Annotated in this window: 9 protein-coding genes; 5 read left to right on the top strand and 4 right to left on the bottom strand. The window is 41.0% G+C overall.

All coding sequences use genetic code 11. The features are described 5' to 3' along the window. Window positions 1-645: 645 nt before the first annotated feature. The gene (gene rarD, locus PSE60_RS03410; RefSeq protein ID WP_210836879.1) at window positions 646-1,539 is read right to left on the bottom strand and encodes an EamA family transporter RarD; all 894 of its coding nucleotides are present in this window, start codon (window positions 1,537-1,539) and stop codon (window positions 646-648) included. A 156-nt stretch (window positions 1,540-1,695) separates the two neighbouring features. Continuing rightward, on the bottom strand, window positions 1,696-2,166 hold the full coding sequence (locus tag PSE60_RS03405) for a thioesterase family protein (protein WP_004907373.1): 471 nt from the start codon (window positions 2,164-2,166) through the stop codon (window positions 1,696-1,698). A gap of 155 nt (window positions 2,167-2,321) precedes the next feature. Between PSE60_RS03405 and pldA the strand changes: the two genes are divergently transcribed. The 5 genes from pldA (at window position 2,322) to PSE60_RS03380 (ending at window position 8,056) form a co-directional block, all read left to right on the top strand. Beyond that, window positions 2,322-3,215, top strand: coding sequence for a phospholipase A (pldA, locus tag PSE60_RS03400; protein ID WP_004907375.1), 894 nt, complete (start codon window positions 2,322-2,324; stop codon window positions 3,213-3,215). A gap of 110 nt (window positions 3,216-3,325) precedes the next feature. Next, window positions 3,326-5,152 (top strand): ATP-dependent DNA helicase RecQ, encoded by a 1,827-nt coding sequence (gene recQ / locus PSE60_RS03395; protein ID WP_272664563.1) that lies wholly within the window; start codon window positions 3,326-3,328, stop codon window positions 5,150-5,152. A 22-nt stretch (window positions 5,153-5,174) separates the two neighbouring features. Next, entirely contained in the window at window positions 5,175-6,170 is a 996-nt protein-coding gene (gene pldB, locus PSE60_RS03390; RefSeq protein WP_272664562.1) for a lysophospholipase L2, read from the top strand. A 13-nt stretch (window positions 6,171-6,183) separates the two neighbouring features. Then, window positions 6,184-6,996, top strand: a complete 813-nt coding sequence (gene yigL / locus PSE60_RS03385) for a sugar/pyridoxal phosphate phosphatase YigL (protein ID WP_272664561.1) — start codon at window positions 6,184-6,186, stop codon at window positions 6,994-6,996. A gap of 256 nt (window positions 6,997-7,252) precedes the next feature. Beyond that, complete coding sequence (locus PSE60_RS03380) at window positions 7,253-8,056, top strand: tetratricopeptide repeat protein (protein WP_272664560.1); 804 nt, start codon at window positions 7,253-7,255, stop codon at window positions 8,054-8,056. A gap of 3 nt (window positions 8,057-8,059) precedes the next feature. Here the strand turns inward: PSE60_RS03380 and PSE60_RS03375 are convergent, their stop codons facing one another. After that, window positions 8,060-8,398: a hypothetical protein gene (locus PSE60_RS03375; protein ID WP_272664559.1), complete on the bottom strand. Its 339-nt coding sequence runs from the start codon at window positions 8,396-8,398 to the stop codon at window positions 8,060-8,062. A gap of 8 nt (window positions 8,399-8,406) precedes the next feature. After that, a complete protein-coding gene (gene mscM / locus PSE60_RS03370) occupies window positions 8,407-11,748 on the bottom strand; it encodes a miniconductance mechanosensitive channel MscM (RefSeq protein WP_272664558.1) in 3,342 nt (1,113 codons plus the stop codon). Between the last annotated feature and the right edge of the window lie 16 nt (window positions 11,749-11,764).

The raw sequence follows: 11,764 nt of genomic DNA, 5'->3' as shown, positions 1-11,764 counted from the left end.
TTTTTTGCTCGCCGCCTAGTTGTGTTTTCGAATTATTTAGAGCCTTAACGCTACATGATTGTATTACATTAAATTTTAGAACCGTCTGCATTCAATTTCAGAAAACCTCGCACCAGGACATTTTTAAAATGAAATGTCATCGTGCGCACTTTAATGAAACGTCAGTGATGAATCGGACCATCACCATCCGCTGGGGTGAATACAAGCGGCGTACAATATAATTACCAAGTCCCTATTAAGCAATCATTAATTGAAAAAAATAAACAACTACTTTTATTTCAAAGAGTTGTTTGATGGATGTATTTATTAATTGAAGAGAATTTAAGATAAATTAAATAATAGCCATTATGTATAGAAAATCAAGGTGAATTTTTTCATTTTAACTCATTGATTTTATATGGTTAAATTTATTTTTTCTCAATGGGTATGATAGATAAGAACAAAGAGATTTGATTTAAGCTTAATTTATTATGCGGCAGGTAAAGAATTAGATATAAAATTAAATAGTTTATTTGTATTAATTAAATTTACTATTTAAGTTCCATATAATGAAACACCGACTTCGTTTAAAACATAAAACGAGAGTCGGTAATTTAATATTAACACTATTTATCGGTCGTCTGAGTTTCTGAAAAACGTTACTCGCTATTTTCTTCTCAGTTTTTGCTGGGTATATAAAGCATCTAATGTAAATAAAATTAATGCAACCCAGATAAAGCCAAAGGTGACCAACAATTCAGATGTCATGACTTCACCGTACATAAACACGGCGAGTAAGAACATAATACTTGGCCCCATATATTGGAAAAAGCCTAGAGTTGAAAGCCTTAAGTGGTTAGCTGCCTCTGTAAATAGTAATAGTGGCACCGTAGTAATTACCCCTGCGGCAATCAGCAGTGCATTTAAATGCCAATCATTCATTGCCATATCGCTAGTTGGACTATCTGCAAAAAATAATAAGAAGATAATACCGACAGGAAGTAGCCAAAGTGTTTCGAATGTCATCCCTGTTTGCGCATCGACACCTAATTTTTTACGTAATAAACCGTAGGTAGCAAATGTAACGGCCAAACTTAGACCAATCACAGGCACTGAGCCAAATTGCCAAAGCTGGATCAATACACCCGTTAGTGCAAGACCAACAGCAATCCACTGCATGCGGCGAAAACGTTCTTGTAAAAATAGCATTCCAAACAGCACGTTAACTAGTGGGTTAATAAAGTAACCTAAGCTAGCTTGTAGCATATAACCATTATTAACTGCCCAAATATAAATTAACCAGTTACATGCAATTGTCGTTGCCGTTACCCCAAGAACTAATATTTTCTTTGGTTGCTTCAGGACTTGGCGGACATAACTCCAATGGCGTGAAACGGTTAATAATAAAATCATAAAGAAAAATGACCAAATAATACGATGAGTCAGGATTTCTTCTGCGGGCACTTCTTGGATGCTTTTAAAATAAATAGGTGCGACACCCCAAATAAAATAGGCGCCTAAGGCACATAACACGCCTTTGGTAGTATTTTGCTGGCTCATTGTTGGCTCTGAAATTGAATTAAAGACTAAAAAGATACTTATACAGAGAGACCGAGCCGATTTAAGCGGCTCGATTTTTGATACCACTAATGTGACATTGCTCAGGTTTTTTTACAAGTTATTAGTTTAGTAGGTGACTAATTATTTGTATCTATTTTATCCCACCAGGTAAGTTGCCGTTGCTGTCGCAATATGCTGATTGTTTTCATTGTGAAGTTCGCAGCGGGTAACGGCTATTTTATTACCATCTCTTAATAAGCTGGCACTGGCGGTAAAAAGTTGGCCTCGACCAGGGCGTAAATAATCAACTCGTAGGTCAATTGTTCCCATGCGAGACATTTTGTCGACAATTTCAGTATGAGTTAATGGATTAATGCGCTGCAAAATACGGTTAATGCACACCATACCTCCTGCAACATCTAAAACTGAAGCGATCACACCACCATGTAAAATGTTCTGAGTGAAATTACCAATTAATTGCTGACGATTTTCAACGGTAAGCTGAACAAAATCATCATTTAAACTCATCAATTTAATACCAAGTAGCTGGTTAAATGGCATTTTATAAATAAACGCATGGCTCATTAGCTCACTGGCTTCTTCTAAAGTATAAGTACGGTCATTCATCGTTTTCATCCTTTAAAAATATGTAAATAATAAGTTAACATTATGTGTAAATTATGTCTCTAACAAACGAATGAATAATCTTTCAACAGTTATTCAGTTTTGTGTGTAAAATAGGACAAACTTTTTTTGGACGATGTTGAAAATAGGAATGACTAATGCGCGCTTTACCGATTTTGTTAAGTGCAGTGCTCAGCTTTTGGTCTGCTTCACTGTTTGCGACTGAAAATACAAGTATTCAGCCTGAACAAGATGTCAAAAATACCCTACCAATACGTGGAAGCATCATTTCAGGATTACTACAACACCATGATAATCCATTTGTATTGTATCCGTATGAATCGAATTATATCATTTATACCTATACCTCCTCGATGAATAAAAAAGCGATTTCTAGCTATAATTGGGGCGATGATGCGTTAAAGGATGAAGTTAAATTTCAACTAAGTTTAGCGTTTCCATTATGGGCCGGTATTGCTGGTGATGATTCCATTTTAGCCGTTTCTTATACTCAGCGTTCTTGGTGGCAGTTAAGTAATAAAAAAGAATCTTCACCATTTAGAGAAACCAACTACGAGCCTCAGGTATTTGTTGGCTGGCTAACCGACTACCAATTTGCGGGTTGGACGTTACGTGAGATTGAAACGGGATTTAACCACGAGTCAAATGGGCGTTCAGAACCGACCTCTCGCAGTTGGAACCGCGTATATGCGAGGGCAATGGCGCAAAATGGTAACTGGCAAGTTGACCTTAAACCTTGGTACCGCATTCATGAAAGTGAAGGGCGTGATGATAATTCTGATATTACCAAATACATGGGCTACTATCGCTTAAAGGTAGGGTATGCATTGGGAGATAGCGTATTTACTACGACTGGGCGCTATAACTGGAATACCGGTTACGGTGGTGCAGAGTTGGGGTGGAGTTATCCAATTAGTAAACATGTGCGTTTTTATACCCAGTTGTTTAGCGGATATGGTGAGTCGATGATAGACTACAATTATCGCCAAACCCGTTTTGGTATCGGTGTTATGCTAAACGATATGTTGTAATGGAAGAAAAACTCAGTGCTCTATTCAGTTCTGAGTCGAATACCAAGTCATAAATCAACAAATTCGCTGCTCAATTGGGCAGCGGCTTGTTTTATCGATTGAGGAAGTTTGTGTCCACTGCTTGCGTCATTAACCAACTTTCATTGGCTGAACATGTGCTTAATAGTACATTTGGTTATCAGTCATTCCGCCCCGGGCAAGATGCTGTCATTGGGGCCATTTTAGATAACCGTGATTGTTTAGTGTTAATGCCAACAGGGGGTGGTAAATCCCTTTGCTACCAAGTCCCTGCTTTAGTTAAAGAGGGTGTCACATTGGTCGTTTCGCCATTAATATCATTAATGAAAGATCAAGTTGACCAATTAAGGTTACATGGGGTTAATGCGGCATGTTTAAATTCATCGCAAACGTCACAAGAACAGCGTCAAATCATGGAGCTGTGCAGTCAGGGGGAAATAAAATTACTGTATGTTGCCCCTGAACGGCTATTAACTGATTATTTCCTAAGCCAATTAGCAGGGTGGAATATCACTTTGCTAGCCGTGGATGAAGCCCACTGTATTTCTCAATGGGGACACGATTTCCGCCCTGAATATCGTGCACTAGGCCAATTACGGCAATCATTACCTAATGTGCCCGTGATGGCGTTAACCGCAACTGCAGATGAAACCACACGTGCAGACATTATTCGCTTATTGGAGCTATATGAGCCATTAGTTCATGTGAGTAGCTTTGATAGGCCAAATATTCGTTATACCTTAGTCGAAAAATATAAACCGTTAGATCAACTTTGGTTTTTTATTAAAGGCCAAAAAGGAAAAGCGGGTATTGTTTATTGTAACAGTCGCAGTAAGGTTGAAGAAACGACAGAGCGCTTGCAAAAACGAGGCTTAAGCGTCGCAGCATACCATGCAGGGTTAGATGCGGCACAACGGGAGTGGGTACAAGACGCATTTCTAAAAGATAATCTGCAAGTTGTTGTGGCGACAGTGGCTTTTGGGATGGGAATTAACAAATCAAACGTTCGGTTTGTCGCTCATTTCGATATTCCACGTAATATCGAAGCGTATTATCAAGAAACAGGACGAGCAGGGCGTGATGGTGTTGAAGCCGAAGCCATTTTATTTTATGACCCGGCCGATATGGCATGGTTACGTCGTTGTCTCGAAGAAAAGCCTGCAGGTATACAACAAGATATCGAGCGGCATAAGCTGAATGCCATCGCGGCTTTTGCTGAGGCACAAACCTGCCGTCGTTTGGTGCTACTCAATTATTTTGGCGAAAATCGCCAGCAGCCTTGTGGTAACTGTGATATTTGCTTAGACCCGCCAAAACAGTACGATGGGTTAGTGGATGCGCAAAAAGCGCTGTCTTGTATTTATCGTGTTGGTCAGCGCTTCGGTATCGGCTATATTGTAGAGGTATTGCGTGGTGCGAATAATCAGCGTATCCGTGATTTAGGCCATGACAAGCTGCCTGTTTACGGTATTGGTAAAGAACAAAGTAATGAACATTGGGTTAGTGTGATACGCCAATTGATCCATTTAGGTATGATCACACAGAATATTACGCATTTTTCAGCGCTTCAATTAACTGAGGCTGCACGGCCTATATTACGCGGTGAAGCAGCACTAAAACTGGCAGTTCCGCGTGTTTTAGTGGTAAAAAGCCGTAATCAACAAAACAGAATTTATCATGGCAATTATGATAAAAAACTATTTGCGAAACTGCGTAAATTACGTAAGTCCATTGCCGATGAAGAAAATATTCCACCATTTGTCGTGTTTAATGATGCAACATTAATTGAAATGGCTGAGCACACTCCAACTTCACCTGCCGAATTATTGTTAATTAATGGTGTTGGCGAGCGCAAACTCGAACGTTTTGGGGTGGCATTTATGGCTCTTATCCAAGACCATCTTGAAGGTTATGAATGAATAAAAATAAGGAAACTGCAGGATGACGCCTGAAAATCTAAAAGAGAGTTGGCTGAATCGAGAAACTCAATTTTCTGCTTTTACAAATGGCCCGCTTTTAGATTTCTGGCAACACCGGGAAGAATCTCAATTTATGGGAGTTGATGATATTCCCATCCACTATGTCCGTTTTATTCATCCAAAGCATCATAAAGCGATTGTCATTTCACCAGGGCGCAGTGAAAGCTATGTGAAGTACCCTGAAGTCGCTTATGATTTTTATCATTTAGGCTATGATGTTTTTATTATTGATCATCGTGGGCAAGGGCGATCAGGGCGCATGTTAGCCGATCCTCAAAAAGGCCATGTTGAAAAATTCACTGATTACATTGACGATTTTGAAAAGTTTATTGAGCTAGAGGTTAAATACCGACATTACCCAAAATGTTACGCATTAGCGCATTCAATGGGAAGTGCTATTTTAGCAGGGTACTTGTTGCGAGATAACGTCACATTTGATGCTGCAACATTATGTGCACCGATGATTGGTATTAATTTACCAATGCCTCGTTGGATGGCAAGCTTTATTGTTGATAGAGCGGAATCGCGTGAAAGCGTTCGTAATGATTACGCGGCCTCTACTGGGAAATGGCAGCCATTACCTTATTTAATCAATGTATTAACACACAGCCCGGAGCGTTATCGGCGCTACTTACGTTATTATGCCGATTACCCTGAATTGCGCTTGGGTGGGCCAACTTATCATTGGCTACGTGAAAGTTTTGTGATTGGCGATGAGTTAATTGCGAAAGCGGGAGAAATTGATGTGCCACTGATGGTGTTGGAAGCCAGTGAAGAAAAAGTGGTCAGCAATAAAGAGCTACAAGCTTTTTGTCAAAGCCGACAAAAAGCGCAAATAGGACGAGAAGAAAAATTACCTCTCATTATTGAAGGGGCACACCATGAAATCCTATTTGAAGTGGATGCATTAAGAGCGATGGCGCTCAATGCTATCTGTGATTTTTTTGAGCAGTATTAGTTAGGGTTTGAATATGAAATATCCTGTAGTTGCTTCCGATTTGGATGGGACACTGTTATCTCCCAATCATGACTTAACGTCTTATACAAAAGACACTTTGAAACAGCTAGTAACTTCGCAAGATGTGCATTTTGTGTTTGCAACAGGCCGTCACCATGTGGATGTTGCTCAAATCCGTGATGGTTTAGGCATCGATGCGTATATGATCACGTCTAATGGTGCACGGATCCATAATACCCGTGGTGACTTAATTTTTGAGCACAATGTTGCCCCTCAAATTGCTCATGAGCTGTGTTTGATGGAATTTGATAACCCTGAGCTTATCACGAATTACTACCATGGTGATGATTGGTTTATCAATCGTGAAAGCCCTGAACAAAAAGAATTTTTTAAAGAATCGGTATTTAACTACCAGTTGTTTGACCGCCATAATTTTGCTACTTCTGAGGTCTGTAAAGTTTATTATACTAGTGAAGATCATGACTTGCTGGTGGATCTACAGCAACGCATTCAAGCACGTTGGCAAGATAAAGTGAATGTAACGTTTTCACTGCGTAGCTGTTTAGAAGTTATGGCCGGTACTGTTTCTAAAGGTGAAGCTTTGAAGCAAGTGGCTGCACTACATGGCTATACACCGAGTGATAGTATTGCGTTTGGTGATGGCATGAATGACAAAGAAATGCTGACGATGGCCGGAAAAGGCTGCATTATGCAAAATGCCCATCAATTATTGAAAGATGCGTTACCGCAGATGGAAGTTATTGGTTCAAATAGTGATGATGCGGTGGCCCGCTATTTGAGAAATAAATATCTTAACAATGCATAATTAATTTTGTTATTTGAAATAGAGAAACCAGATAGGCAATATGTTTATCTGGTTTTTTATTATCGCAATTAGACCAGAAACATAAGTTCCCACAGCGAAAATGCAGCGAAACGTGCTTTTTGTGAAATTTAGGCTACTTTTCCTATTTTTTCTGACAAAAAGTAAATTTAAACTAGGGGGATGAGTGTTTAGGTCGATATTAATGGATAGCACTGTTTTCACAGGTTGCATATTGCACTGTTGAGGGTTCCTTAGGATGAAAAGAATTGCGTTAGCACTGTTGTTGGGCTCGATTTGTTATAGTTCCGTTTTAACCGCTAAACCTACCACTGCGCCGGCATCGGCAACAGCAGCACAAGAACCCACGATTGAGCAAATTACGCAGTTAGCGCAAAAAGGTGACCCTAAAGCCCAATTCCAGCTAGGTGAGCGTTATTTTAAGGGATTAGGTGTTTCTCAAGATTCTAAAGCCGCGGCTGAGTGGTTCATCAAGGCAGGAAACCAAGGGAATTCAGATGCGCAATTCCGACTTGGCACGATGTTTGTAAATGGCTTTGGTGTGCGTCGCGACTATGACAAAGCGATGCTATGGTATGAACAAGCCGCCGCTCAAGGTGATACCCGCGCTGAAACCAACATGGCGATGATGTACGCGCAAGGCTTAGGTGTCACTCAAAACCTAGAAAAAGCGGCATTTTGGTTTAGAAAAGCTGCACAGGGCGGGAATATACTGGCTCAATTCCAGATAGGCCAAATGTACTCGATTGGTAGCGGTGTTGATTTAGATGACGAAAAGGCGGTCTTCTGGTTTAGAAAAGCCGCGAAACAAAAAGATGCTAAGTCTCAAGACCGCTTAGGTGTCATGTACTCTGAAGGACGTGGCGTGAAGAAAAACTTGCAGCAAGCCTACGCATGGCTTGCAACTGCGGTTTACAGTGGCAATGCAGAAAGTCATCGTCTACAAAATAAGATTGCGGAGCAGTTAAGTCCTGAAGAATTACAGCAGGCACAACAATTAGCGGAAGGTTATATTAAATCGTATGGTTTTAAAGCCAGCTAACGATTAAGCAAATGTGTGGGATACGATTTTGTATCCCACCAGTATGACAACCGATAATACAAGATAACACCAAGAAAGCCGATAAAAACGATTATTTCCCCAGCCTCGACGAATGCTAAGTTGCTGCTGTTTCGATGATAGCTTGCCACACATTACACGAAACCCGACGATATAAATTGCACAATACGCTTGCCAAAGATACAGCGTATTAAACGCAAAAGCTTTCCCAACAATTAATAAGATAATTAATGGAATCAAAAAGAATAAAATCGACCCAACACGTTCAAGTTGGGTGATCCTCAACATCACTAATTCGTCTTTTTCATCTAGTTGTAATGGCATAATACGGCTTACAGTTCCCCAGATTTACGACTTGGATTACGCCCTGAAAGATTGTTTGTCGCACTTTGCAGAGAGTTATCACGGACATCCACTCTTGCTTGGAATGGAGGGAATGGCAAGGTAATTCCTTGTTCAGCAAAGGATACTAGGATGTTTTGGTGGATTTCATGGCGCGCAGGTAACCGGTGACCCATTTCTGCGGCATAGACACGTAATTCAAAAATCTGAATACCTTGTTGCAAATCAACAAGATAAACTTCAGGCGCAGGGTTGTCTAAAATCATCGTAGAGCGCTGAGCTGCACGTAAAATAGTATCTGTCACTAATTCACTATTGGCATCAGAAGGTGCAGGAATCGTCATGACAATACGCGTGATTGTGTCAGATAGTGACCAGTTAATAAATTGCTCAGTAATAAATGCCTTATTTGGCACAATAATTTCTTTTCTGTCCCAGTCTGTTAGCGTAGTTGCACGGGTATTGATCTTGGTAATACTACCGGTCAAGTTACGGATAGTTACTGTATCTCCAATCCGGATCGGCTTTTCAAATAAGATCATCAACCCTGAGATAATATTAGCGAAAATCTCTTGTAAGCCAAAGCCAAGCCCGACCCCCATCGCTGCTACAAGCCATTGCAGTTTTGACCACTCAATCCCTAACATAGAGAAGCCAACAATGGTCCCGATAATAGTAATCGTATACTTGGTTAGTGTACTGATAGCGTAACCGGTACCTGGCGTTAAATCCAAATGTTGGAGTACTGCCAGCTCGAGTAAAGCCGGTAAATTACGAACTAATTGGGCGGTAACGATAATAGTCAAAATAGCAATGAAAATAGAGCCCATGGTGATAGGTTGCACAGTATCAACGCCATTAACCGTTGAGGTCACATCCCATAAGCGAATATTTTCAAGGAAAGAAAATGCAGTATGTAGCTCAGACCATAGCCAAATTAATGAAACCAAGGCAATCATGGTTAAAATCGAACGAACTAACCCGACGGATTGGGTGCTAATGGTATCTAAGTCGATAACCTGTTCTTCGATATCAATATTTCCTTCGCTACTGGCATTTGCCTGCTGGTTATCGTCTTCACCTTTAGCACGTTGAGCCAATATCTCAGCACGGCGTTGTTTCGCACGCTCGAAGGCTAATTTACGGCGCTGCATCGACATCCAACGGCGGATGGTATGATAAACGATAAGGATGACAAACCAAATGGCGACAGAGGTTTCTAAACGTGCAAGCAAGGCCTGTGAGGTTGAGAAATAACCTAGAATGGAGAAGAACCCAGCAACAATAGGTGCGAGTAATATCATCCACCACAAGGCTTTATTAACGATATTCTCACCGGACCCATGTCTATCTAAATAGAGAGGGATTTGTGAACGACGCAAGTTGTTGGTAATTAAGCTAAGTGCGACACATAAAAAGATAAAACAGAAACGGCCAATACTGGCTGCAAATTCTCTATCGCTATAATGTTCAAAGGTAATAATTGCCATCACTAATGGAACGATGACAAAAATCGCCATTCGGTAATAACGCATCGCACGTTTAACTGAATCTTTGTCCCAACCGAAGTGAGCAATAAATAGCCCAGTTGGACGAGAAAATGTTTCGCTGATCATAAACAGCCACAATAAAGGTGTCGTCGCACTGACACCATAACCTATCGCCGCGGCCATAGGGTATTGCCATGCACTTTGTAAGCCATAGCCGATGGCTGACCACATCATAGGTAGAGGAAGAGCAACAATAATTGACCAGAAAATAGTTCGAATGGTTAAGTAGAACCGGTCTTGTGTCACCTTACCAATACGTAAACTGGAACGGTCAAGAAATGCTTGGTAGTGTCTGCGAGTGCTAATGCTGAAAATGACTAATGCTATCGAACCAAGAAGATACAAAAAGGTATCTTGAGTTGTCAGCATAACGTTCAGCGCACCAGCAAGCTGAGACAAGGTATCCAGTGAAAGTAATTGAGTAATATCCGTTACTAACATGACAGGATAGCTGATGCTTATTGGTGGAACATCTGCGACCCAGAAAAGATAACGGTTGGAAGCATCTTTGACTTCTTTTAATGCATCGGTTAATTGCCCAGTAGCGACATTAAGCTTCGTTAGCTCTAACATTTCAGCATCGAGGCCTGAAATTAAAGAGGTCAGTAGCTCTCGGCGGGTTTTAATTAATGACTGATAAACTTGCACTTGAGCCGTATTGAGCTCATTCGCGGTTTCTTGCTCGGTTGTATCTACTTTACCTAATCTATCGAGGCTATCTTCATAATTTAAGCGTTGTACACGTAAATCAGCCATTTCACGATCAAGTTGTTGGCTTTTGGGGATATCAGGCAAACGAGAAAGCTGTGTTCTGAGAGCTTCTCCTAATGTACTTGAGCTGCTGATCCACTGAGCTTGCTCGCGAATAGTTGTGAGTGCTTGGCGAGCATCGCGGATACTTGTTGAAATTTCTGCTTGGCTATTGGTGATAGCGCTCATGCGCTGTGCCTGAGCGGTTAATTCCTGAGACATTTTGCGGTTAATATCAAGCTGCTCAGTTAAAAATGGCGTTAGTTCCCCTTGTGCAGCCAACATTTCCGTGTGTTCTAACGCTAAAATTGCTTTTTGTTGGCGTTGGGTATTTTGAAAATCACGTAGGTTTTGTAGCTCAAGTTCCATACGTTGATAGCGTTTTTTGTATAATTCCAACGTAAGGCGTGAGATTTCTTGGCGGTTATTGGCAGAAAGCTGAGCCATTTCCAGTTCATTAACTGTTGACTTGCGAGCACTTACTTCGGCTTGAGCCAATGTGTACTGGGCGTCGGCTAATGGCGTTGATGGTGTGCTCAGAGACTGAAAGCGCGAAGTGGCTTCAGTGAGTAAACGTCTGGCTTCAGAAAGCTGTTGTGGCAGAATATTTAATGATTCACTGATTTCGCGGCCTTTATCTTGCTCTTGCTGAGTTAAGCGGCTTTGATCGAGTAATTGGCTGCTAAGCTGAATAATACGTTGTTCAAGTTCACCTAAGCTGATACCCACCGGTATTGGGGCCGGCTCATCACTTTCATTAAGAACTTTTTGTCTTATTTCTTTGATAATTTTAGGAAAGTTATCAATGGCTTCTTGATAAGATTTGGCTTTTGCATCGGAATCGCGTGTTTCACTCATCCAATTCAACGCCCCCTGCAATGCTTGTGCTATCTCTGCATCTTTGGGGTTGGTGCTTGACTCAAGTTGTTTGAGCTCCTGCTTAATCTGTGCTTCATCCTGCGCTGCAGTTGGTGCTGCAACGGAAGAGAAAACGATTAACAGACTAAGAAAAAAACTGATAATCACACGCACAGTGAGGAGCTCCTTC

Source organism: Providencia sp. PROV174, from assembly GCF_028480685.1.
In the GTDB taxonomy this organism is placed as follows: Bacteria; Pseudomonadota; Gammaproteobacteria; order Enterobacterales; family Enterobacteriaceae; genus Providencia; species Providencia rettgeri.
The sequence above is the reverse complement of the archived record's forward strand: the minus strand, read 5'-3'. Positions and strand labels throughout refer to the sequence as shown.

Excerpts from the sequence above, each read along its gene's own strand:
- rarD (WP_210836879.1), bottom strand. The coding sequence starts at position 1,539 with ATGAGCCAGCAAAATACTACCAAAGGCGTGTTATGTGCCTTAGGCGCC.
- PSE60_RS03380 (WP_272664560.1), top strand. The coding sequence starts at position 7,253 with ATGAAAAGAATTGCGTTAGCACTGTTGTTGGGCTCGATTTGTTATAGT.
- pldB (WP_272664562.1), top strand. The coding sequence starts at position 5,175 with ATGACGCCTGAAAATCTAAAAGAGAGTTGGCTGAATCGAGAAACTCAA.
- PSE60_RS03375 (WP_272664559.1), bottom strand. The coding sequence starts at position 8,398 with ATGCCATTACAACTAGATGAAAAAGACGAATTAGTGATGTTGAGGATC.
- yigL (WP_272664561.1), top strand. The coding sequence starts at position 6,184 with ATGAAATATCCTGTAGTTGCTTCCGATTTGGATGGGACACTGTTATCT.
- pldA (WP_004907375.1), top strand. The coding sequence starts at position 2,322 with ATGCGCGCTTTACCGATTTTGTTAAGTGCAGTGCTCAGCTTTTGGTCT.
- PSE60_RS03405 (WP_004907373.1), bottom strand. The coding sequence starts at position 2,166 with ATGAATGACCGTACTTATACTTTAGAAGAAGCCAGTGAGCTAATGAGC.